We start from the raw sequence: 23,005 nt of genomic DNA, 5'->3' as shown, positions 1-23,005 counted from the left end.
CCGGCACCGTGCGGCCGTGACCGCCAGAGACGAGACCCGCCACCGCGCGGCCGTGACCGCCAGAGAAGAGACCCGCCACCGCGCGGCCGTAGCCGCCGGAAGCGAGACCGGCCACCGCGCGGCCGCGGCTGCCAGAGACGAGACCGGTCGGCCGTACATCCCCGACTGCCGACACGCCTCCCACCCTGATTGGTCACCGGCCGTGACGGGAACCCGTCCCCCGTGCACTCATCGAACGAGCCCAAGCCACGCGTCCCCGCCATCGAGGACTACGCCCTGATCGGCGACCATCAGACCGCCGCCCTGATCGGGCGGGACGGTTCGATCGACTGGCTGTGCCTGCCCCGGTTCGACTCGGCGGCCTGCTTCGCGAAGTTGCTGGGGGACGAGGAGAACGGTCACTGGAGGCTCGCGCCGAAAGGAGCGGGGGCCTGCACTCGGCGCGCGTACCGGCAGGACTCCCTCGTGCTCGACAGCGAGTGGGAGACCCCGGAGGGGACGGTGCGCGTCACCGACCTGATGCCGCAGCGCGACCGCTCCCCCGACGTCGTACGCGTCGTCGAGGGGCTCGAGGGCCGCGTAACCATGCACAGCGCCCTGCGGCTGCGGTTCGACTACGGCTCGATCGTGCCGTGGATGCGCAAGTCGGACGGCCATCGGGTGGCCGTGGCGGGCCCGGACTCGGTGTGGCTGCGCAGCGAACCCAAGGTGCGCACCTGGGGCAGGGACTACAGCACGCACTCGGAGTTCACGGTCGCCGAGGGCGAGAAGGTCGCCTTCGTGATGACCTGGCACCCCTCGCACGAGCCGCGCCCCCCGCTCATCGACCCGCACGAGGCGCTGGCCTCCAGCGTCGACGACTGGCGGGCGTGGGCGGCCCGCTGCCGATACCGGGGCCCGCACCGGGACGCGGTCGTCCGCTCGCTGATCACGCTCAAAGCCCTCACGTACGCGCCGACCGGCGGCATCGTCGCGGCGCCCACCACCTCGCTCCCGGAGGAGGTCGGCGGTGTACGCAACTGGGACTACCGCTACTGCTGGCTGCGCGACTCCACGCTCACCCTGGGCGCGCTGCTGGCCTGCGGCTACCAGGAGGAGGCCGAGGCCTGGCGCGACTGGCTGCTGCGCGCGGCGGCGGGCGACCCGGCGGACCTGCAGATCATGTACGGGCTCGCGGGCGAGCGAAGGATTCCCGAGTACGAGGTGCCGTGGCTGCCCGGATTCCAGGGCTCGCGTCCGGTCCGGGTCGGCAACGACGCCGTACGCCAGTTGCAGCTCGACGTGTACGGCGAGGTCATCGACTCTCTGTCGCTGGCGCTGCGCGCGGGCCTGCCGACCAAGCCGCACATGTGGAGTCTGCGGCTGGCCCTGATGGAGTTCCTGCGGTCGAACTGGCGCAAGCCCGACGAGGGCCTGTGGGAGGTACGCGGTCCGCGCCGCCACTTCGTGCACTCGAAGATCATGGCGTGGGTGGCCGCCGACCGCACCGTCCGCGCCCTGGAGGAGAACCCAGGACTGAGCGGCGACCCGGACCACTGGCGCGCGATGCGCGACGAGGTGCACCGCGAGGTGTGCGAGCGCGGCTACGACCCGGAGCGGAACACCTTCACGCAGTTCTACGGCTCCCGCGAACTGGACGCCTCGCTGCTGCTCATCCCCCGTACCGGCTTTCTGCCGCCGGACGATCCGCGGGTGACCGGCACGATCGACGCGATACGCGACGAGCTCGCGCACGACGGCTTTTTGCGCCGGTACTCCTCGGACCAGACGGTGATCGACGGGCTGCCGGGCCATGAGGGCGCATTCCTGGTCTGCTCGTTCTGGCTCGCGGACGCGCTGCATCTGACGGGGCGTACGAAGGAGGCGCGCGAGCTGTTCGAGCGCCTGCTCGCGCTCTGCAACGACGTGGGGCTGCTGTCCGAGGAGTACGACCCCGTCGCGTGCCGTCAGCTCGGCAACTTCCCGCAGGCGTTCAGCCATATCGGCCTGGTGGGCACCGCCCTCACGCTGTTCGGCGAGGAGGGGGCAGGATAGGGGCATGGATCTTGGACTGAAGGACCGTGTCTACGTCGTCACCGGGGCCACTCGCGGCCTGGGCAATGCCTCCGCGCGGGAACTCCTCGCGGAAGGCGCGAAAGTGATCATCACGGGCCGGGACGAGAAGACGGTGGCCGAGGTCGCCGCGGCTCTCGGCCCGAACGCCCATGGAGTCGCCGTCGACAACGCCGACCCTGCGGCCGCGACGAGCCTGATAGCGGCCGCACGGGAGCGTTTCGGCGGCTTCGACGGCATCCTGATCAGCGTCGGCGGCCCGGCGCCCGGCTTCGCCGCCGACAACACGGACGAGCAGTGGCAGTCGGCGTTCGAGTCGGTCTTCCTGGGCGCGGTCCGGCTGGCCCGCGCGGCCGCCGCGGAGCTGGCCGAGGGCGGGGTCATCGGCTTCGTGCTCTCCACTTCGGTGTACGAGCCGATCGCGGGCCTGACCATCTCCAACGGCCTGCGTCCCGGTCTCGCGGGCTTCGCCAAGTCGCTCTCGGACGAGCTCGGCCCGCGCGGCATCCGCGTCGTTGGCGTGCTTCCGGGCCGCATCGCCACGGACCGCTTGCGCCAGCTCGACGGCCTGTCCCCCGACCCGGAGGCCACCCGCGCGGCCAACGAGTCCCGCATCCCGCTGCGCCGCTACGGCACCCCGGAGGAGTTCGGGCGGACGGCCGCGTTCCTGCTGTCACCGGCCGCGTCGTATCTGACGGGGGTCATGGTTCCTGTCGACGGCGGCGCTCGGCGCGGGTTCTAGCAGCGGAGGGCGCGCCCCTTTGGCTCCCTAACTCACCCGTTCCGCCCGGTGTTTGACCCCGCGGAGGCGCACCTCGGCGGGCAGCGCGGCCAGGCCGGCGGAGTCCCTGGCGTGGGCGAGGGCCTGGGTCGTCAGGCCGTGCAGCGCGTCGCCGGGGTCGACATGTGGTTCGACGAGCAGGTGGACCCGTGCTTGAGGGGTGGTCCGCTTGCCGGTCAGCGCCGTGTGTGCACGCTGCACGCCGTCGAGTGCGCCCGCCTCGCCGGTCAGTACGCCCTCCAGGGCGCGCCCGCGCAGCAGTGCCCCCTCGCCGTCGCCGGTGTCGACGAGCACCTCGGCCAGCCGACGCCGTCGTAGTACCGCTGTCAGCCACCACAGGGCGAGCAGCAGGGCGACGGCGAGTACGGCGATGACGGTGGGCCACCACCAGCCCTCGTCCCGCCAGCGGGTCCGGCCCGTGTCGCTCAGCAGCACGTCCCGCTGCCCGTCATGGACCCACCACGAGGGCGGTTCGAGGCCGAGACCGACGGCGAGCACGGAGCCGCCGCCCACGATCAGGAGCAGACCTGCGAGCCCGACGAGAACACGGTTCACGATCCTCAGCACCGGACGTCACCCCTTCCGGTTCTTGTTCGCCCGCGCGACATGCACCGAAAGGGCGGGCCGCCGGGCCAGCCCGAGCCCTTTGATGCCCTCGGCGAGCACGGCATCCAAGTCAGCCCGTACATCGTCCAGTTCACGGAAGTGCGACACCGCCCGCGCAGTGACCTTCCTCCGCCTCACCCGGACCCGTACCGAGCGCACCCCGGAGACCTCCATGGCCCGGTCACGCAGCACCATGGCGGCCGCGCCCCGGTGCAGACCGGCCCGTACGTCGGTGTGGGGGCGGCGCATCGTCAGTACGTCCCGCATGCCGGGCGTCACGGCGAGAACCAGCAGCCAGACGCCGAGAGCGGCCGCGACCCCGGCGCCGACGAGCACCCAGATGTCGTCGAGAGGCCGCTCGGCGAGCTCCCGGGCTAGGTTTCTGCGCCAGGCCATGGCGGGCCGGTCGAAGCGCACGGAGACGATGTCGTACAGCAGAAGGCCCGCGCCGGCCAGGACCAGCAGCGCGATGATGCCCGCGGGGACACGGCGTAGGGACCAGAAGCGGCCGTTGCCGTCGTCCGTGTCGTCGGCGGTGGGCAGCGGGTCGTAGTCCGCCGCGGACGCGGACTGGCCGAGTTCGCTCTCGGCGGCCTTCTCGATGACGGGCAGCTGACGGGTGCGCTCGGAGCCCTGGGACTCGCTCATTGGGTCCTCCCCTGTGCCGCGCCGCGTGCCTGCGCCGAGTGCAGGCGCTCCACCTGGACGGCGACCTCGGGCACCTCCATACCCGCCAGCATCCTTACCCGCTGGGTGACTTGACGACGCACGGCGGCGCACTGGGCGCCGATGTCGGAGGGGTAGTCGAGTTCGAGGCCGACTCGGACGCGTGCGGTGTCGTGGTGCACGACGACCGTGGCGTGCGGCGGTCCGGCCTCCGGGGGCAGCACGTCCAGGGCCTCGCGGGCCGCCTGCGCGGCGATCTTCGCGACGACCCGGTCGGCGATACGGAGCGCACCGCGCGCGGCGGGTGCGACGGTCCCGCCGGGGCTGCCCGGCCGGAGGGGTGCCCCCGCCGCGGCGAGCTCACCGCTCACGTGCGTCACCGCCGCCGGTCGCCGCGGGTACGGAAGAAGTCACCGACTTCCCAGTCGCCCTCAAGGAAGCGGCCGACTACGAAGCCGACGGCGCCGAGGGCCGCCACGAGGAGGAAGGCACCGAACCCGCCGAAGTATCCGGCGAAGCCCAGCGCCATTCCGGCGATCATGCCGATCGCGGCCATACTCATGCTGCGCTCCTCTGCGCATCAAGGGGGGCGGGTACTGCTAACGGGTACTACTGGCGAGTGCTACTGAAGCCGGGTCTCCGTTTCTCCTTCTTCTTCCTCTTCCGGCAGTTTGACATCGCTGACCGCGATATTGACCTCGACGACTTCAAGGCCCGTCATCCGCTCGACGGCCGAGATGACGTTCTCGCGCACGGCGCCGGCGACCTCGGTGATCGAAACGCCGTAGTCGACGACGATCTCCAGGTCGAGCGCCGTCTGCACCTCTCCGACCTCGGCCTTCACACCCCGGGTCACGGACTTCGCACCGCCCGGGACCCGGTCCCGCACCGCTCCGAAGGTGCGCGAGAGCCCGCTGCCCATCGCATGCACTCCGAGCACATCGCGGGCCGCGAGCCCGGCGATCTTCTCCACCACACCATCCGCGATGGTCGTACGTCCCCGGGAAGCCGGGTCGCCTCCACCGCGCTTGGTCACACTGGGCCTGCTGCGGGGCTGTACATCCGGCGCCCCTTTCTCGGCCTCGGGGTTCTCCGTCCGGTTCCGCTGCGTCACATCCGTCATCGCCCTGCGTCCCTTCCGGCTGGTACTCCTTCCTTCACACTAAGTGTGGTTGCACGGCAGCGCACCAGTCGCTGCGGCAGGCTGGAGCAATGATGGTGGACCAGTGGACCCGGGCAGTACGACGTCAGCTCGGCTTCGGCAGACTCCTCCCGCTGGGCGGCCCGCGCGACGGCGCCTGGATCACGGAGCGGGCAGCCGAGTCCGTACTGCGCCACGCCGCACGCCGCGTGCCAGGCGCACACCTCGGCACACTACGGCTCGCACTCGCCGACCCGAACGAAACGCACGAACCGGCGGTACCGCCTCCGCCGAGCGCCCTGCCGCCGGGTCCACTGCGCATCAGCGCCGACTTCACAGCCACCCTCGCGACCGGCGAACCCCTCCCCGCCGTCGCGTCCCGCCTCCGGGCGACCCTCGCCGAGGCAGCGACGGAGCGGCTCGGCCTGACGGTCACGGAAGTGGATCTACGGGTGACGGGGTTGCTGGAGGAGGGGGAGGCGGGCGCTACGGAGGACGACGAGTCGGATGTACGCCCTGATGAGCCCCAACGTCCCACGGAGCCGGAGGCGGACGACGAGTCCCGAGTGGCTTCGGCAGCGCTGGCTGTGCCGGGGGTAGCCCGCCTGACGGGCGCGCTCGCCGGCTTGGGCCGGGCTGTGCACATCGAGGAGCGGCCAGGTGAGACGACGCTTCCCCGCCGTCACGTCCGCATCGAGCTCGAGGCCCACGCCAGCCACCGCACACTGGACGTAGCCCGTGAGGTCCGAGAGGCGGCAAGTGCAGCCCTGCCGGACCACGCGTCGGTGGCAGTGCTGATCACAGGGGTGACGGACTGAGCGCTGGGCCCAGTCAGACGCGCCCCATCAGGGGCGCGGGGCTGTATCGATTTGCGGCTCCGCCGCGCGGACGCGATCAACCACAACGCACCCGCAGCTCAGAACCGGCCCTCCAGCGGAGCGCCTAGTCGCCAACCCCGGCAAGGTCCCGCAACCGCCGCCCCTGCGCCGCCCGCTCCGCGACCCGCTGGTCCTCGTACGTGCGGTCAACGGCACCCTGAAGCAACGCCTTCGTCTCGACCAGCGCATCGCGCGGCGCAGCCAACAACGCCGCCCCCAGGTCCCGTACCGCCTCATCCAACTGCCCCACCGGCACGGCCAGATTCGCCAGCCCGGTACTCACGGCCTCCTCGGCCGTCACAAACCGCCCCGTCGCGCAGATCTCCAGCGCACGGGCGTACCCGACCAGCCCCACCAGCGGATGCGTCCCCGTGAGGTCGGGCACGAGCCCGAGGCTGGTCTCGCGCATGGCGAACTGCACATCGTCCGCGACCACACGCAGATCGCAGGCCAGCGCGAGCTGGAAGCCCGCCCCGATGGCATGCCCCTGGACGGCGGCGATGGACACGATGTCGCTACGGCGCCACCAGGTGAAACCCTCCTGGTAGCCGGCGATCGTCGCGTCGAGCTCGGCATCGGAACCACGCGCGAGATCGATGAACGACGGCTCGCCCTCGAACCCCTCGGGCGTGAACGCCTGCCGGTCGAGCCCAGCGGAGAAGGACATGCCCTCCGCGCGCAGCACGACAACGCGAACGGTGCCCGGCAGCAGCCGCCCCGCTTCAGCCAGCGCCCGCCACAGAGCGGGGCTCTGCGCATTGCGCTTGGCCGGATTGGTCAGCGTCACCGTGGCGATCGCCTCGTCGACGGTGAGCCGTACGCCGTCCTTGTCGAGTACCGGGTCGAGCGAAGCCATGGGGCGCCTCCGATGCGTGCGGTCAGAGCGGGTGCCGTACGTACGCACCCTCAAGTGACTGCACAGTAACCACCCAGCCGATCACCCGACCGACCGGGTGGCCACCATCGGAGAACAAGGAGCCGCCCGGCTTCAGGCCGAGGCGGCCTTCTTACCGCGGGTCGCTCCGCCACGCCCTCGGAGCGTGACACCCGACTCGCTGAGCATCCGGTGGACGAAGCCATACGAGCGGCCGGTCTCCTCGGCCAGTGCCCGGATACTCGCACCGGAGTCATACTTCTTCTTCAGGTCTGCCGCGAGCTTGTCGCGCGCGGCGCCGGTTACCCGGCTGCCCTTCTTCAGAGTCTCGGCCACCCGTGCCTCCTCATGGGAAGTGCGCTCTGGACTTCTCATGATCACCCCTCGAGAGCTTCCTGGCCACCCATTCGGCAAGGTCCGTAGGACAAGCTTTGAGTCGCGGAAGCTCATCCTCACGAGCGGAATCCGATATTCCGGGCGGCGGTGTCCGTACGGCCGAACGGGTTCACACGCGAAGGTCCAGGTCAGCGGAGCGGGGCGACCGGGCCCTTGCGGGCCGAGGGCCCGGTCGCGAAATCCGTGTAGGACACACCTCGGTACGAGGAGATCTCACACAGATGATGGATCACGGATGAGCCGAATGATCCATACGCAGTTGATCAGTCATTCGATCAAGCCTCGCTGACCCGGGCACCGCCTCCGGCAGGAGGCCTCCCGGGCCGAACGGAGCTCAGGCGAGGGCGACGAGGTCCGCGTAGTCCGCGCCCCACAGGTCCTCGACGCCGTCGGGCAGCAGGATGATCCGCTCCGGCTGGAGTGCGTCGACGGCGCCCTCGTCGTGGGTGACGAGGACGACGGCTCCCTTGTAGGTGCGCAGGGCGCCGAGGATCTCCTCGCGGCTGGCCGGGTCGAGGTTGTTGGTCGGCTCGTCGAGGAGAAGCACGTTCGCGGACGACACCACGAGGGTGGCGAGCGCGAGGCGGGTCTTCTCGCCGCCGGAGAGGACCCGGGCCGGCTTGTCGACGTCATCGCCGGAGAACAGGAAGGAGCCCAGCGTCTTGCGTACCTCGACGAGGTCGAGGTCGGGGTTCGCGGAGCGCATGTTCTCCAGCACGGTGCGGTCCGGGTCGAGGGTCTCGTGCTCCTGCGCGTAGTAACCGAGCTTGAGACCGTGGCCCTCGACGACCTGGCCCGTGTCGGGCTTCTCCACGCCGGCGAGAAGCCTCAACAGGGTTGTCTTTCCGGCGCCGTTGAGGCCGAGGATGACGACGCGCGAGCCCTTGTCGATGGCGAGGTCGACGTCGGTGAAGATCTCCAGGGAGCCGTACGACTTCGACAGGCCCTCGGCGGTGAGCGGCGTCTTGCCGCAAGGCGCGGGCTCGGGGAAGCGGAGCTTTGCGACCTTGTCGGACTTGCGCTCGGCCTCCAGGCCGGCCAGCAGCTTGTCGGCGCGGCGGGCCATGTTCTGCGCGGCGACGGTCTTGGTGGCCTTGGCGCGCATCTTGTCGGCCTGCGAGTGGAGGGCGGAGGCCTTCTTCTCGGCGTTCTGCCGCTCGCGCTTTCGGCGCTTCTCGTCGGCCTCGCGCTGCTGCTGGTAGAGCTTCCAGCCCATGTTGTAGACGTCGATCTGGGAGCGGTTGGCGTCCAGGTAGAACACCTTGTTGACAACCGTGTCGACGAGATCGACGTCGTGGGAGATCACGATGAAGCCGCCGCGGTAGTTCTTCAGGTAGTCGCGCAGCCAGACGATCGAGTCGGCGTCGAGGTGGTTCGTCGGCTCGTCGAGGAGCAGGGTGTCGGCGTCCGAGAAGAGGATGCGGGCCAGCTCGATACGGCGGCGCTGACCGCCGGAGAGCGTATGGAGGGGCTGGCCGAGCACCCGGTCGGGCAGGTTGAGCGCGGCGGCGATGGTGGCGGCCTCGGCCTCGGCGGAGTATCCGCCCTTGGTGAGGAACTCCGTCTCCTGGCGCTCGTACTGCTTGAGCGCCTTCTCGCGGGTGGCGCCCTGGCCGTTCGCGATGCGCTGTTCGTTGTCGCGCATCTTGCGGATCAGGGTGTCCAGCCCGCGCGCGGACAGGACGCGGTCGCGGGCGAGCATGTCGAGGTCGCCGGTACGCGGGTCCTGCGGGAGGTAGCCGACCTCGCCGGAGCGGGTGACGGTGCCCGCGGCGGGCGTGCCCTCACCTGCGAGGACCTTGGTGAGCGTGGTCTTGCCCGCGCCGTTGCGGCCGACCAGGCCGATGCGGTCGCCCTTGGCGATGCGGAAGGTGGCGGACTCGATGAGGATGCGGGCACCGGCGCGCAGCTCGATACCGGAGGCGGAAATCACGGACAGACTCCAGGGCAGGTCGATGACGGGGTGGGCGGCTGAAGGCAATCACGCCGTCTAATGCGCGAGGAGAATGGCCATGGGGCCAGTCTAACGGGGGTCTGCAAGCAGTTTTTCTGTGTGCGCATGTTCTACGTCACCTTTGCGGCCCGGCAGTTGGTCGTCCCCGGGATTCCCGCTCGGAGGGGCGTTGTCAGTACCTGGTGCAAGACTGGGAAGCAGGCCACATTCAGCAGGTCACATCAGGTATCCGGTCACATTCCGGCGACGAGGCGAGAGGGAGTGATCGCCATGGCGAGCACGGCAGGCGGACGCCCGAGCATCTTTCCGACGCTGCTGTACGGGGACGCGAAGGCCGCGATCAGGCAGCTCACGGAGGCCTTCGGCTTCACGGAGGCGTCGGTGTACGAGGGCGAGGACGGCACGGTGCTGCACGCGGAGCTGGTGCAGGGCAACGGCGCGGTGATGCTCGGCTCCAGGGGCCGCGGCGGCCGCTTCGACGAGGCGATGAAGGGCGCGACGCACACCGGGGTGTATGTCGTCGTGGACGACATCGACGCACACCACCAGCGGGCCGTCGATCACGGGGCGGAGATCCTCATGCCCCCGACGGACCAGGACTACGGATCGCGGGACTACATGGCCCGTGACCTGGAGGGCAATATCTGGAGCTTCGGCACGTACTCCCCAGAGATACAGGCCTGACGCCCACATCGGGGCCCGACGCCCCGCCCCCTCGGCCGAGGCTCTCAGTTGCCTCCGGTGTGCACCTGGAAGGCGGCGCGGCGTACGGCCCTGGCCAGGGCCGGGTCGGGGTGGGCGGCCGCGAGGGCGACCAGGACCTGCACGGTGCGGGGGTGGCCGACGGCGCGCACCTCGTCGAGGAGCGCGGGCACGGTGGGCTGCACCGCGGACTCCAAGTGCCGTACGAGAAGCGGGGCTTCGCCGTGGTCGGCGACGGCCGCGGCGGTGTCCACCCACAGCCAGGTGGCCTCGTCGCGGGTGAGGATCTCGTGGGCGTCCTCGGGGTCGTGACCCTCGTGCTCGGCGATCCACAACAGGGCGTACGGGCGCAGATGGACCTCGTCGACCACTGCGCGTACGTCCGGCTCGGCGGGGGCGCCGACGACGCGCAGCGCTTCGAAGGCAAGGCCGCGCAGCAGGGCGTCCTCGCCACGGGCGGCGTCGAGGAGTTCGGTGACGGCGCTGCCGACGGGGCGGGCGGCGAGCCAGGCGCGGTATTCGTCACGGGCCGCGTTCGGACGGAGCTGGGCGCAGCCGCGGAGCATGTCCTCGGCCGACTGCTCGATGTTCCCGGCGGGGCTCTGCGCGGCGACGCAGATCTGCTCCAGCTTGACCCACACGGCCCAGCTGCCGAGCGGGGTGAGCGTGGCCTGGCCGTCGGCGCAGGTGAGGGCGCCGACGGAGGCGAGCGCGTGCATGGCCCAGTCGAGGAGGGGGGCGAGAGGGGTGTTCTGCGCCGGTTCCTCCACCGGCTCGGGCTGCGGCCCGTACGGGATCTCGCAGCGCTCGGTGCGCAGTTCCGTGACGCGCTGGTCGAGGAGGTCGAGGAGCTGGGTGACGGGGACGGGGCCGGCGGAGAGCTGGAGGAAGGAGAGCACCTGGGGCATCGCGGAGACGACCTCGGCGACGGCCGCGTGCTCCTGGTCCTCGGGTTCCGGGCAGGCGAGCGACCAGGCGTCGAAGAGAGCGACCCAGCCGCGCAGTACGGCGCTGTCGTCGCGGTTCCAGGCGCGCAGCCGCCAGCCGGGGCGGGCGCTGTCGCCGTGCACCTCGATGAGGCCCGCGAGCCGTGCGGTGTCCCAGTCCGCGCGGACCTGAGCCGGAGTCAGGGCCAGGTCGTCGGCGGCCCGCCGGGCACTTGCCTCGGAGAGCGTGCCGGCGCCGTCGGCGGGTGTGCCGTCGCGGTCCCGGCCGGGGCTCAGCGCGGCGTCGGCCCAGCGGGCGACACGGGCCGCGCCGGCGAGCTGGGCGCGCGCCATATGGGCCAGCTCCGCGGGCGCCGGGGTGCCCTCTGGCGGGCGTGGTGCGGGTCGGCGCGTACGCCGCTGGTTCATCGCTCGGGGAGCGGCGGCCAGGGGTCGTGAGCGGACGAGTCGGAGCCTGGAGTCGCGCGGGATACGGGACGTCACGGGGGCAGTCTTCCGGTTGACGGTCCGAAAACCCAAACGGAATGGCGGGGAGGGCCGTACGGGTGGCCGGCGCGCACGGCTCCACGGGCGTTCACAGGACCCGGGCAACCACGTGATCAGCGGTCAACCGGAAGCCCGAAAGGAGCACGCGAGAACAGGAACGAACAGGCAAGGAGGGGAGTGAGGCCGGGAAGCCAGGACTACATCAGCGGAGTAAGGAAGCGGCGCAGGGCCTCTTCGTAACCGGCCGGGTCGGCGTTCCACATGGCGCCGTGCGGGGCGTTCCGGACGGTGTGCAGGCTGACCAGGTCGGGACGGCGGTCGGCGAGGCGGCGGGAGTGCGCCCAGGGGGCGACCGCGTCGTCCGGGCCGTGCAGGACGAGGACCGGCACCTTGAGCAGGTCGGGGTCGGCGGCGCCCTGGGTCCGGTCGCCCTGCAGGCCCGTGCGGCCCTGGGCGGCGCGGACGGCCAGCGGCAGCAGGGCGCCGGGAGTGCGGCGGGCCGCGGCGAGGGCGCGCAGCGTGGACTCCCAGCTGAGGACGGGCGAGTCCAGCACGAGCCCGGTGATCCGGTCGCGCAGCGCGGAGTGCGCGGCAGCGCGTACGGCCATGGTGGCGCCGGTGGACCAGCCGTACAGGACGACTTGTTCGGCGCCGGAGCGCACGGCGTAGCGGATGGCCGCGTCGAGGTCGGGCCACTCGGTCTCGCCGAGGTGGCCCAGGCCGTCCGGTGGGCGGGGTGCGCCGGGGTCGCCGCGGTAGGCGAGGTCGAGGACGGGGAAGCGGAGGCGGTGCAGCAACTCCATGACGTTCATGGGGTGTTCACGGGTGGTGCCCAGTCCGTGCACGGTGATCACCCAGGGTTCGCGGGCGCCGGGCACGAACCAGGCGGGCAGGGCGCCGAGTTCGCCGGGGATCTCCACGTCGGTGTGGTCGAGGCCGAGCGCGGTGCTCGGGTCGCCGATGTGCACGTTCGGGGTGAACCACACCTTGTCGCCGGGTTCCAGCGTGCCGTGGGTGACGCGTTCCAGTCGGCGTACGACCGTGTCGGCGGGGTGCGGGGCGGCCTCGACGACCGAACCGACGACGGCGTGGCTCGCGTTGCCGCTCAGGCCGTACAGGCCCGGCCGCTGGGAGGCCAGGGCGCGGGTGAGCGTGATCCGCCCGGCCGCCGTGGCGTGCACGGTGAGCCGGGGCTCGGTGGGCAGCGGCCGGCCCGGCGACGCCTTCAGGGCGGCGTCGCTCGCGAAGCGGCCGGCCGCGACGGTGGCGGCTCCGGCGGCCAGGGCGGCGGTGACGGCCGCGGCCGTCACTTTCACAGTGCGCACGGGTCCAGTCTCCAGACGGAACCCGCAGTCGGCCAGCCGAAGGGACCCGTGAAAAGTGCGGGCCAGGGTCTGTCAGAAGCGGAAGCCGATGCCCCTACGGCTACGGCTGGCCGTACCCCTTCAACCGCTCCCCCACCTCCGCCACCTGCTCCTCGCTCAGCAGCGACGGCGAGTGACCCGGAAGCGACGACGCCGTCAGCCACAGGCGGCACATCCACTCCAACTGGGCCGTGCGGTCGTAGGCCTGGTGGAGGGTGGTGCCGTAGGTGAGGGTGCCGTGGTTCTGGAGTAGACAGGCTGTGCGGTTCCGCAGCGCCTCGAGCATGTTCTCGGCCAACTTTTCCGTGCCGTAGGTCGCGTAGGGGGCGACACGGACGGGTCCGCCGAGCGCGGCGGCCATGTAGTGGATGAGCGGCAGCTCCGAGACGAGCGTGGAAACGGCCGTGGCGTGCACGGCGTGCGTGTGGACGATGGCGCGGGCGTCGGTGGCGCGATAGACGGCCAGATGCATGGGCAGTTCGCTGGTCGGAACGAGTGAACCGAGCACCTGCCGCCCGTCGAGACCGACCCCGCAGACGTGCTCGGGCCCGAGTTCGTCGTACGGGACTCCGCTCGGCGTGACCAGGACGGTGTCCCCGACGCGGACGGACACATTGCCCGACGTACCGACGACCAGACCTTCGGACACCGTCCGGCGGGCCGTCGCCACCAGCTCGCGCCAGGGCCGTTCCGTGGCGTCCCGCGCGCCCTGCCGCTCCGTGTCCCGCCCGTCCCCTGCGTCCCACCGCTGTTCAGCCATGCCGCGATCCTGCCAGCCGGGGACAAGGGCCCGGCGCGGGCGAGGGCACTTTAGGGCGGAACACCCACCTCCGAAAGGGCGCAGAAACGAACAGAACGCCCACTCGGAGCAATTGGCCGATGAGCAACAGGAGTTCGCGGACCCTCCCATACCCTCAGGGAGATTTGTCGTGCACGCAGCCATTCCGGGGGAAAGATGGCCCGCGATCGCAAACCGTCCCGAAGTCGCCGACTGTCCCACAGCCGCCGCGCTCGCTTCGCCGTACTCTCCGTGGCGACGCTGACCATCGGCGCCACCGCTCTCGTAGAGATGCCGGTCTCTGCGGCAGCAAAGCCCGAAGGACATGACGTCTCCTCGCACCAGAAGAACGTCAACTGGGCGAAGGCGAAGAGCAAGGGCGCCAAGTTCGTCTACGTGAAGGCGACCGAGTCCCACACCTACCGCAACCCCTATTACAGCCAGCAGTACCACGGCGCGCGCAACGCGGGCCTGATCCGCGGGGCGTACCACTTCGCGCTGCCGCACAAGTCGTCCGGCAAGACCCAGGCCGCCTACTTCGTACGCAACGGAGGCGGCTGGCGGGCGGACGGCTGGACGCTGCCGCCCGCGCTCGACATCGAATACAACCCGTACGGCAAGAAGAAGTGCTACGGCCTGAGCAAGTCCAAGATGGTCGGCTGGATCAAGTCGTTCAGCAACGAGGTGAAGCGGCAGACCGGCCGCCGCCCGGTGATCTACACCACCACGCACTGGTGGAAGAACTGCACCGGCAACAGCGCCGCGTTCGCCTCCAACCACGCACTCTGGCTGGCCCGGTACAGCTCGTCGACGGGGACGCTGCCCGCGGGCTGGCGGACGTGGACGTTCTGGCAGTACGACAACGGCGGGACGCTGCCGGGTGACCAGAATCTCTTCAACGGGTCCATGAGCCGGCTCAAGCAGTTCGCGAGGGGCTAGAAGCAGAAGGGCAAGAAGCGGAAGGGCTTGAAGCAGGAGAAGGCTGGAAGCAAGGGCAGGCGGAGCCCGATACTCCGCCTCAGTTCGACTAACGCGCCGCCGATCTGGTCGACTACAACACTGCCCCTCCGGGTACCCGGAGGGGCAGCGACTCGTTTCGATACACCTCGTGGTCCTACTGAGTTCATCTTCCGTTCATTCAGGTTGCCTACGGTCCACGAACCGCTGACGTCCAATAGAAGACCGGGTAAATGGAGAACTTCTCGCTGATCCTCGCGATAGTGGTGGTCACCGCCCTCGCGTTCGATTTCACGAACGGTTTCCACGACACCGCCAACGCGATGGCCACCACCATCTCGACCGGCGCGATGAAGCCCAAAGCCGCGGTGGCCATGTCCGCCGTACTCAATCTGGTCGGCGCGTTCCTCTCGATCGAGGTCGCCAACACCATCTCCAAGGGCCTCGTCGACGAGACCGGCATCCAACCCGAAGTGATCTTCGCCGCACTCGTCGGCGCCATCCTCTGGAACCTGCTGACCTGGCTCGTAGGCCTGCCGTCCAGTTCCTCGCACGCCCTCATGGGCGGCCTGATCGGCGCCACCATCGCCTCGGCCGGCATGGGTGCGGTGCACGGCGACGTCCTCGTCACCAAGGTGCTGATCCCCGCGATCGCCGCCCCGCTGGTCGCGGGCCTCGCCGCGATGCTCGCCACCCGGCTGACGTACCGGCTCGGCCGGAACGCGAACGGCGAAGCCGCCAAGAAGGGCTACCGCACAGGCCAGATCGCCTCCGCCGGGCTCGTCTCGCTGGCGCACGGCACGAACGACGCGCAGAAGACCATGGGCATCATCACCCTCGCCCTGGTCACCGGCGGCGCCATCGCCCCCGACTCCGACCCGCCGGTCTGGGTCATCCTCTCCGCCGGTCTCGCGATCGCGCTCGGCACCTACCTCGGCGGCTGGCGCATCATCCGCACGATGGGCAAGGGCCTGACCGACCTCCAGCCGCAGCAGGGCTTCGCCGCCCAGACCAGCGCGGCCACGGTCATCCTGGCCTCCTCGCACCTCGGCTTCTCCCTGTCCACCACGCACTCGGTCTCCGGCTCGGTGATGGGCGCGGGCCTCGGCCGCAAGGGCGGAGTGGTCCGCTGGTCCACCGCCACCCGGATGTTCGTCGCCTGGGGCCTGACGCTGCCGGCCGCGGCCCTGGTCGCCGCGATCGCGGAGTACGTGACCTCCTTCGGCGCCTGGGGCACCGCGTTCGTCGCCGTCTTCCTGATCGCGTCCAGTGCCGCGATCTGGGTGGTCTCCCGCCGTGAGGTGATCGACCACACGAACGTCAATGACACCGACGGCACAACTGACATCAACGGCACGGAAGTAGCCGCCGACGTGATGGGCACGGCCATCGCCGCCGTCACCCCGCCCCCGCCGGGCCACGTCGAAGAGCCGGACACCGAGCCCGCCACCCGCACCGCCACGGTCTGAGGAATCCACCGCATGCACATCGACTGGGCAGCCCTCGGCTCCGTCTTCGGAGTCAGCCTCATCGTCACCGTCGCCCTCGTGGGCGCATTCACCCTGGGCATCGTCGGCCTCTCCCGCCGCGAATCGGCCTCCGCACAGGGCAACTCCGCGCTCCTGGCGACGACCGGCGCGTACGCCTGCTTCACGGCATGCGCGGCGGCAGTGGCGTACGGCATCTACCTGATCGTGGCCTGACGCCCAACACCCCACCCGCCCACGTCCGTCGGCCCACACGTCTGTGTGGGCCTTCGCACACTCTCCCGTCGCAGGTCAGCGGCAAGTTGACGGCTGTTCGTGGGCGTGGTGGACTGCCCGAGCCAAGTACGGCGGCAGAAGAGGAAGCCGGTGTGAGTCCGGCGCGGTCCCGCCACTGTCACCGGGGAAGCAGTTCTCCGGGAGCCAGGAACTCTCGCCGTCGGTCTCGTCGAACCAGGGCGCGGACACCCTGAGTGAGGACATATCGCCATGCGCGGCTGCCTGTTGCGGATCAGTTTGCCGAGTACGAGGGTTTCGCCGAGTACGAGGGTTTCGAGGACCCCAAGGGTTCTGCCTGACGTAGCGACAGGCTGACCCCATGCGTGCCGATCGCGTTTTCGCGTACGGCGCCGCCGCCGGCCTCCTCGGTGACCAACTCCTCGGCGATCCACGCCGTGGACATCCGGTCGCCGCGTTCGGCCGGACCGCGAGCGCCGTGGAACGGGTGCTGTGGCGGGACCACCGTGGGTGGGGCGCCCTGCACACCGCCGTATGCGCCGGCGGTGCCGTATCGCTCGCGGCCCTCGCCGCCACGTCCGTACGTACGTCCCGTACCGCCTCGATCGCACTGACCGCGGCCGCCACCTGGGCCGTGGTCGGCGGCACTTCGCTCGGCCGCGAGGCCCGGGCCATCGGCCAGGCACTGGCCGCCGGGGACATCGAGACGGCCCGGGAGCGACTGCCGCACCTGTGCGGACGGGACCCGCAGGCGCTGGACGCCGACGGGATCGCCCGCGCCGTCGTCGAGTCCGTCGCCGAGAACACCTCGGACGCGGTGGTCGGCGCGCTGGTGTGGGGCGCTGTGGCGGGTGTGCCGGGCCTCGTCGGCTTCCGGGCCGTCAACACGCTGGATGCCATGGTCGGGCACAAATCGCCCAAGTACCGGCGTTTCGGCTGGGCTTCGGCACGGCTCGACGACGTGACGGGCTGGCCCGGCGCCCGGCTGACCGCCGCCCTAGCGACCGTCGCGGGCGGCGATCCACGCGGAGCCATACACGCCTGGCGCACCGACGCCGCCCAGCACCCGAGCCCCAACGCCGGGCCCGTCGAGGCCTCGTTCGCGGGGGCGTTGGGCGTACAGCTGGGCGGAACGCTGTCGTACGGCGGGCGAGTTGAGCACCGACCCGTACTCAACGGCGAGGGACGGGCCGTCCAGGTCGACGACATCGAGCGGGCCGTACGGCTCTCGCGACGCGTGAGCCGGCTCGCGCTCGGCGCGACGGTCGCCGGACGGCTCGTCACGCGACGGCTCCTCACCGGTCGGCTCATCGCAAAGGGGCGTACGTCATGAGCGGCGGTGGGCTGCTGGTCGCCGGGACGACTTCCGACGCCGGAAAGAGCGTCGTCACGGCCGGGATCTGCCGGTGGCTGGTGCGCCAGGGCGTCAAGGTCGCGCCCTTCAAGGCGCAGAACATGTCCCTCAATTCGTTCGTCACGCGCGAGGGCGCCGAGATCGGTCGCGCGCAGGCCATGCAGGCACAGGCCGCACGCGTCGAGCCGACGGCGCTCATGAACCCCGTACTGCTGAAGCCCGGCAGCGACCGCAGCAGTCAGGTCGTGCTGATGGGCAAACCGGTGGGCGAGTTGAGCGCGCGCGGCTACCACGAATGGAGGGGCGGCGCGGAGCGCCTCGAACATGGGCGGCGGGGGGTGACGGGCGGGAGGCAGGAGCAGTTGCTCGGGACCGTGCTGGAGTGTCTGGCCGAGTTGCGGGGCACGTATGACGCGGTGATCTGTGAGGGGGCGGGCAGTCCCGCCGAGATCAATCTGCGGCGGACCGACATCGTGAACATGGGGATCGCCAGAAACGCCCGGCTTCCCGTGCTCGTGGTCGGGGACATCGACCGTGGCGGGGTCTTCGCGTCGTTCTTCGGGACGATCGCTCTGCTGTCGCCCGAGGACCAGGCGCTCGTCGCCGGGTTCCTGGTCAACAAGTTCCGCGGCGATGTGTCGCTGCTGGAGCCGGGGTTGGACATGTTGCATGGCCTCACCGGGCGTTCGACGTACGGCGTACTCCCCCTCCAGCACGGCCTCGGCATCGACGAGGAGGACGGGATGGCGGTGTCGCTGCGGGGCGCCGTCCGCGAGTCCGCGGTCGCGCCGCCCGTCGGGGAGGACGTCCTACGTGTCGCCGTCTGCGCGATCCCTCTCATGTCCAACTTCACCGACGTGGACGCGCTGGCCACCGAACCGGGCGTCGTGGTGCGGTTCGTGGACCGGGCGGAAGAGTTGGCCGATGCGGACCTGGTGGTGATTCCGGGGACCCGCGGGACAGTGCGCGCCCTGGAGTGGTTGCGCGAGCGGGGACTTGCCGACGCGCTGAAGCGGCGGGCCGTCGAAGGACGCCCCGTCCTCGGCATCTGCGGCGGTTTCCAGATCCTCGGCGAGCACATCGAGGACGAGGTCGAGTCGCGCGCGGGCCAGGTCGACGGGCTCGGACTCCTCCCCGTACGGGTGCGGTTCGCGCGCGAGAAGACGCTCACGCGGCCCGTCGGCGAGGCGCTCGGCGAGTACGTCGAGGGGTACGAGATCCATCACGGCGTCGCCGAAGTCACCGGCGGCGAAGCCTTCTTGGACGGTTGCCGGGTCGGCGAGATCTGGGGCACGCACTGGCACGGCTCGCTGGAGTCGGACGGATTCCGACGGGCGTTCCTGCGCGAGGTGGCGGCCGCCGCGGGCCGCCGTTTCGTACCGGCCGCCGACACCTCGTTCGCCGCGCTGCGCGAGCAGCAGCTGGACCGGCTCGGCGATCTGATCGAGAACCACGCGGACACGGACGCGCTATGGCGGCTCATCGAGTCGGGCGCGCCCTCAGGACTGCCCTTCATTCCACCGGGAGCGCCCGCATGAGCACAGTGCTGTTGTTGTCGACCGCCGATACGGATCTGCTGGCGGCCCGGGCCGCTTCCGGCGCCTCGTACCGGATCGGCAATCCGACCCGGGTGGATGTGGCGGAGGAGCTGCCCGCGCTCCTCGAGGGCGCGGACATCGCCGTCGTACGCCTGCTGGGTGGCAAACGCGCCTGGGAGGACGGGCTCGCGGCGTTGAAGGCGTCCGGGATCCCGACGGTCCTGCTCGGCGGAGAAGCCGTCCCCGACGCGGAGTTGATGGCCGAGTCATCGGTACCGGCCGGTGTCGTGGCGGAGGCACTGCGGTACCTCGTCGAGGGCGGCCCCGGGAACCTCGCCGAGCTGGCCCGCTTCCTCTCCGACACCGTGCTGCTCACGGGCGAAGGCTTCGAGGAGCCCCGGAAGATGCCCGAGTACGGGGTCCATGGGGAGCCTACGTATGTGGAGGGCCGACCGACGGTCGGCGTGCTCTTCTACCGGGCCCACGAACTCTCCGGCAACACCGCCTTCGTAGACACCCTGTGCGACGCGATCGAGGCGCGGGGTGCCAACGCCCTTCCCGTGTACTGCGGTTCGCTGCGCGGCGCGGATGCCGGGCTGTACGAGATCCTCGGGCGTGCCGATGCCCTGGTCGCGACCGTGCTCGCGGCCGGGGGCACGCACGCCTCGCAGGCGTCGGCGGGCGGTGATGAGGAGGCCTGGGATATCGGAGCGCTCGCCGACCTCAACATCCCTGTGCTGCAAGGGCTTTGCCTCACGTCGTCGAAGCAGGCGTGGGATGAGTCCGATGCCGCGCTCTCCCCCATGGACGCGGCGATGCAGGTCGCGATCCCGGAGTTCGACGGGCGGATCGTCACGGTCCCGTTCTCCTTCAAGGAGCAGGGGCCTGACGACGTACCGGTGTACGTCGCCGATCCGGAGCGGGCCGGGCGGGTGGCCGGAATCGCCGTACGGCACGCGCAGTTGAAGCACAAGCCGAACGACGAGAAGCGACTCGCGCTGGTCTTCACCGCCTACCCGACGAAGCACTCGCGCGTCGGGAACGCGGTGGGGCTGGACACGCCGGCATCGGCGGTACGGGTGCTGGATTCCTTGCGGGACGCCGGGTACGGGGTGAGCGGATACCCGTCCGGCGGCGACGAGTTGATCCACCGTCTCATCGAGGCCGGCGGTCACGACGTCGAGTGGTTGACGGAGGATCAGCTGGCCGCCGCGCCGGCGCGCGTACCGCTCGCCGACTACCAGGCGTGGTTCGACAAGCTCGACCCCGCGCTGCGGGAGGGGATGCTGGCGGCGTGGGGCGAGCCTCCGGGGTCGTTGTACGTCGACGGGGACGACATCGTGCTGGCCTCGCTCCAGTTCGGAAACGTCGTGGTGATGATCCAGCCGCCGCGCGGCTTCGGCGAGAACCCGATCGCGATCTACCACGACCCGGACATGCCGCCGTCGCACCACTACATGGCCGCGTACCGCTGGCTGGAACTCTCGTTCGGCGCGGACGCGATCGTGCATATGGGCAAGCACGGCACGATGGAGTGGCTGCCGGGCAAGGGGCTTGGGCTGAGCGGGGGTTGCGCACCGGACGCGGTGCTGGGCGACCTGCCGCTGATCTACCCCTTCATCGTCAACGACCCCGGCGAGGGCACCCAGGCCAAGCGCCGCGGCCACGCCACGGTCGTCGACCACCTCGTACCGCCGATGGCGCGCGCGGACACGTACGGGGATCTGGCGAAGCTGGAGCAACTCCTCGACGAGTACGCGCTGGTGTCCGACCTGGACCCGACGAAGGCGCCGGCGGTGCGCGCGCAGATCTGGACGCTGGTCAAGGCGGCCGAGCTGCACCACGACCTGCATGTGGACGATCAGCCGGACGACGACGCGTTCGACGAGTTCGTCATGCACATCGACGGATATCTGTGCGAGATCAAGGACGTGCAGATCCGCGACGGGCTGCACATCCTGGGCGGCGGCCCGGTGGGCGAGCCGCGCGTGAATCTCGTACTGGCCGTGCTGCGGGCCTCACAGGTGTGGGGCGGCGCGGCGAACGCACTGCCCGGCCTGCGCGCGTCGTTCGCGTCTCATTTCGGGCTGGTCGAGAAGGAGTTGCTCGCGGAGCCTGGAGCGCCGGTGAAGGTGCCGGTCGAGCTGACGGACCTGGTCGATGGACCGTCGCGTACGGCTTCGGACGCCATCGACCTCTTGGAGATCCTTTGCCGCCGGGTCGCGGAGGGCATGGAGGAGCGCGGGTGGGATGTCGCGGCGGTCCCCGGGCTTGTGCGCGAGGTTGCCGGTACCGAACTCCCGGATGCCGTAGCGGTATTGGAGTTCGCGTGTAGGGAGGTCGTGCCGCGTCTCGCCCGTACGACGGACGAGATCGACCACATCCTCCGGGCCCTGGACGGCGGTTACGTCCCGGCGGGACCGTCGGGTTCGCCGACGCGTGGGCTCGTGAACGTCCTGCCGACTGGCCGCAACTTCTACTCGGTCGATCCCAAAGCCATTCCTTCCAGGCTGAGTTGGGAGGTCGGACAGTCGCTCGCGGACTCGCTGGTGCAGAGGTATCTGGCCGACACCGGGGAGTATCCGAAGTCCGTCGGGCTGACGGTGTGGGGTACGTCGGCGATGCGTACGCAGGGCGATGACATCGCGGAGATCCTGGCGCTGCTGGGGTGCCGGCCTGTGTGGGACGACGCGTCGCGGCGGGTGACGGGGTTCGAGGTGGTTCCGGTGGAGGAACTGGGGCGGCCGCGGATTGACGTGACGGTCCGGATCTCCGGGTTCTTCCGGGACGCGTTTCCGCATGTGGTGGGGCTGATTGACGATGCGGTTCGGGCGGTGGCGGAGCTTGACGAGCCTGCCGACAGCAACTTCGTGCGGGCGCATGTGGAGGAGGACGCCGCTGCGCATGGGGATCGGCGGCGGGCTACGGCTCGGATTTTCGGGTCCAAGCCGGGGGCTTATGGGGCCGGGTTGCTGCCGTTGATCGATGCGCGGAACTGGCGGTCCGATGCTGACCTCGCCGAGGTGTACGCGGTGTGGGGTGGTTATGCGTATGGGCGCGGGCTTGAGGGGCGGGCGGCTCGGGGGGATATGGAGACGGCGTTCAAGCGGATCGCCGTCGCCGCGAAAAACGTCGATACGCGCGAGCACGACATCCACGACGCTGACGATTATTTCCAGTACCACGGCGGCATGGTCGCGATGGTGCGGCATCTTACGGGGGCCAACCCCGAGGCGTACGTCGGTGATTCGGCGACGCCGGACCAGGTGAAGACGCGGACCTTGGGTGAGGAAACGCACCGGGTTTTCCGGGCGCGGGTGGTCAACCCCCGCTGGATGGCAGCCATGCGCAGGCATGGCTATAAGGGCGCTTTCGAGATGGCGGCGACCGTCGACTACCTCTTCGGGTACGACGCCACGGCAGGAGTCGTGGACGACTGGATGTACGAGAAGCTCGCGTCCGAGTACGTGTTCGCCCAGGAAAACCAGGACTTCATGCGGAAGTCCAACCCGTGGGCATTGCGCGGCATCACCGAACGTCTGCTGGAGGCAGCCGAGCGCGGGCTGTGGGCGGAGCCGGACCAGGAGACCCTGGACCGGCTCCGGGCGACCTACCTCGAGCTTGAGGGAGATCTGGAGGGAGACGAGTGATCTCCCATGAAAACCCCGCGTCGGCGGGGACTACAGCAGCTGCGGCCGCAGCTCGCCCTCATCCGGTGGAGCACCCCCGCGTCGGCGGGGACCAGACCTCGACCATGGCATACCTGCGGCAGACCCTTGACACGCCTTGTGACGCGTCACCCGAAGGAGT

At 70.4% G+C, this 23,005-nt stretch carries 21 protein-coding genes and 1 riboswitch; of the genes, 10 read left to right on the top strand and 11 right to left on the bottom strand.

Annotated elements, in window-relative coordinates:
* Window positions 1–222: 222 nt before the first annotated feature.
* Both OHT21_RS36745 and OHT21_RS36740 read left to right on the top strand, forming a co-directional pair.
* On the top strand, window positions 223–2,034 hold the full coding sequence (locus OHT21_RS36745) for a glycoside hydrolase family 15 protein (protein WP_328772583.1): 1,812 nt from the start codon (window positions 223–225) through the stop codon (window positions 2,032–2,034).
* A 4-nt stretch (window positions 2,035–2,038) separates the two neighbouring features.
* The gene (locus OHT21_RS36740; protein WP_328772582.1) at window positions 2,039–2,794 is read left to right on the top strand and encodes an SDR family oxidoreductase; all 756 of its coding nucleotides are present in this window, start codon (window positions 2,039–2,041) and stop codon (window positions 2,792–2,794) included.
* Between the two features lie 27 nt (window positions 2,795–2,821).
* Here the strand turns inward: OHT21_RS36740 and amaP are convergent, their stop codons facing one another.
* The 5 genes from amaP to OHT21_RS36715 are packed head-to-tail and all read right to left on the bottom strand — an operon-like array spanning window position 2,822 to window position 5,228.
* Complete coding sequence (gene amaP / locus OHT21_RS36735) at window positions 2,822–3,400, bottom strand: alkaline shock response membrane anchor protein AmaP (RefSeq protein ID WP_328772581.1); 579 nt, start codon at window positions 3,398–3,400, stop codon at window positions 2,822–2,824.
* Between the two features lie 6 nt (window positions 3,401–3,406).
* Window positions 3,407–4,087: a DUF6286 domain-containing protein gene (locus OHT21_RS36730; protein WP_328772580.1), complete on the bottom strand. Its 681-nt coding sequence runs from the start codon at window positions 4,085–4,087 to the stop codon at window positions 3,407–3,409.
* Entirely contained in the window at window positions 4,084–4,476 is a 393-nt protein-coding gene (locus OHT21_RS36725) for an Asp23/Gls24 family envelope stress response protein (protein ID WP_443050503.1), read from the bottom strand. The genes OHT21_RS36730 and OHT21_RS36725 overlap by 4 nt, the downstream gene beginning before the upstream one ends.
* 5 nt (window positions 4,477–4,481) lie before the next feature.
* Window positions 4,482–4,667, bottom strand: coding sequence for a hypothetical protein (locus OHT21_RS36720; RefSeq protein ID WP_328772579.1), 186 nt, complete (start codon window positions 4,665–4,667; stop codon window positions 4,482–4,484).
* 60 nt (window positions 4,668–4,727) lie between these two features.
* Window positions 4,728–5,228: an Asp23/Gls24 family envelope stress response protein gene (locus OHT21_RS36715; protein WP_165342879.1), complete on the bottom strand. Its 501-nt coding sequence runs from the start codon at window positions 5,226–5,228 to the stop codon at window positions 4,728–4,730.
* Between the two features lie 89 nt (window positions 5,229–5,317).
* On the opposite strand from OHT21_RS36715, the gene OHT21_RS36710 reads away from it, so the two are divergent.
* On the top strand, window positions 5,318–6,064 hold the full coding sequence (locus OHT21_RS36710; protein WP_328772578.1) for a nucleopolyhedrovirus P10 family protein: 747 nt from the start codon (window positions 5,318–5,320) through the stop codon (window positions 6,062–6,064).
* Between the two features lie 124 nt (window positions 6,065–6,188).
* On the opposite strand, the gene OHT21_RS36705 is transcribed toward OHT21_RS36710, so the two are convergent.
* The 3 genes from OHT21_RS36705 to OHT21_RS36695 form a co-directional block, all read right to left on the bottom strand.
* On the bottom strand, window positions 6,189–6,980 hold the full coding sequence (locus tag OHT21_RS36705) for an enoyl-CoA hydratase/isomerase family protein (protein WP_328772577.1): 792 nt from the start codon (window positions 6,978–6,980) through the stop codon (window positions 6,189–6,191).
* A 132-nt stretch (window positions 6,981–7,112) separates the two neighbouring features.
* Window positions 7,113–7,334, bottom strand: a complete 222-nt coding sequence (locus OHT21_RS36700) for a helix-turn-helix domain-containing protein (protein WP_006123601.1) — start codon at window positions 7,332–7,334, stop codon at window positions 7,113–7,115.
* 394 nt (window positions 7,335–7,728) lie between these two features.
* A complete protein-coding gene (locus OHT21_RS36695) occupies window positions 7,729–9,327 on the bottom strand; it encodes an ABC-F family ATP-binding cassette domain-containing protein (protein WP_328774358.1) in 1,599 nt (532 codons plus the stop codon).
* Between the two features lie 291 nt (window positions 9,328–9,618).
* Here OHT21_RS36695 and OHT21_RS36690 point away from each other — a divergent pair, with 291 nt between their 5' ends.
* Window positions 9,619–10,032 carry a VOC family protein gene (locus OHT21_RS36690; RefSeq protein WP_328772576.1) on the top strand — a complete coding sequence of 138 codons (414 nt, stop codon included), beginning with the start codon at window positions 9,619–9,621 and terminating at the stop codon, window positions 10,030–10,032.
* A 44-nt stretch (window positions 10,033–10,076) separates the two neighbouring features.
* Here the strand turns inward: OHT21_RS36690 and OHT21_RS36685 are convergent, their stop codons facing one another.
* The 3 genes from OHT21_RS36685 to OHT21_RS36675 form a co-directional block, all read right to left on the bottom strand.
* Window positions 10,077–11,480 carry a hypothetical protein gene (locus OHT21_RS36685; RefSeq protein ID WP_328772575.1) on the bottom strand — a complete coding sequence of 468 codons (1,404 nt, stop codon included), beginning with the start codon at window positions 11,478–11,480 and terminating at the stop codon, window positions 10,077–10,079.
* A 200-nt stretch (window positions 11,481–11,680) separates the two neighbouring features.
* Entirely contained in the window at window positions 11,681–12,808 is a 1,128-nt protein-coding gene (locus OHT21_RS36680; RefSeq protein ID WP_328772574.1) for an alpha/beta hydrolase family protein, read from the bottom strand.
* 100 nt (window positions 12,809–12,908) lie between these two features.
* Window positions 12,909–13,607, bottom strand: coding sequence for a class II aldolase/adducin family protein (locus OHT21_RS36675; RefSeq protein WP_328772573.1), 699 nt, complete (start codon window positions 13,605–13,607; stop codon window positions 12,909–12,911).
* Between the two features lie 195 nt (window positions 13,608–13,802).
* Between OHT21_RS36675 and OHT21_RS36670 the strand changes: the two genes are divergently transcribed.
* The 6 genes from OHT21_RS36670 (at window position 13,803) to cobN (ending at window position 22,845) form a co-directional block, all read left to right on the top strand.
* Window positions 13,803–14,564, top strand: a complete 762-nt coding sequence (locus tag OHT21_RS36670; RefSeq protein ID WP_328772571.1) for a lysozyme — start codon at window positions 13,803–13,805, stop codon at window positions 14,562–14,564.
* A gap of 251 nt (window positions 14,565–14,815) precedes the next feature.
* Entirely contained in the window at window positions 14,816–16,051 is a 1,236-nt protein-coding gene (locus tag OHT21_RS36665; protein WP_328772570.1) for an inorganic phosphate transporter, read from the top strand.
* Window positions 16,052–16,063: 12 nt separating this feature from the next.
* Window positions 16,064–16,285 carry a hypothetical protein gene (locus tag OHT21_RS36660; RefSeq protein ID WP_328772569.1) on the top strand — a complete coding sequence of 74 codons (222 nt, stop codon included), beginning with the start codon at window positions 16,064–16,066 and terminating at the stop codon, window positions 16,283–16,285.
* Between the two features lie 92 nt (window positions 16,286–16,377).
* Window positions 16,378–16,521: riboswitch (cobalamin riboswitch) on the top strand.
* A 143-nt stretch (window positions 16,522–16,664) separates the two neighbouring features.
* Window positions 16,665–17,636 carry a cobalamin biosynthesis protein gene (locus tag OHT21_RS36655; RefSeq protein WP_328772568.1) on the top strand — a complete coding sequence of 324 codons (972 nt, stop codon included), beginning with the start codon at window positions 16,665–16,667 and terminating at the stop codon, window positions 17,634–17,636.
* Window positions 17,633–19,195, top strand: coding sequence for a cobyric acid synthase (locus OHT21_RS36650; RefSeq protein ID WP_328772567.1), 1,563 nt, complete (start codon window positions 17,633–17,635; stop codon window positions 19,193–19,195). Before OHT21_RS36655 ends, OHT21_RS36650 begins: the two co-directional genes overlap by 4 nt.
* Window positions 19,192–22,845 (top strand): cobaltochelatase subunit CobN, encoded by a 3,654-nt coding sequence (cobN, locus tag OHT21_RS36645; protein WP_328772566.1) that lies wholly within the window; start codon window positions 19,192–19,194, stop codon window positions 22,843–22,845. Before OHT21_RS36650 ends, cobN begins: the two co-directional genes overlap by 4 nt.
* The last annotated feature ends 160 nt before the right edge of the window (window positions 22,846–23,005 follow it).

Origin of the sequence: Streptomyces sp. NBC_00286, from assembly GCF_036173125.1 — a bacterium.
GTDB lineage: Bacteria > Actinomycetota > Actinomycetes > Streptomycetales > Streptomycetaceae > Streptomyces.
This window is presented reverse-complemented; position numbering and strand designations above follow the sequence as displayed.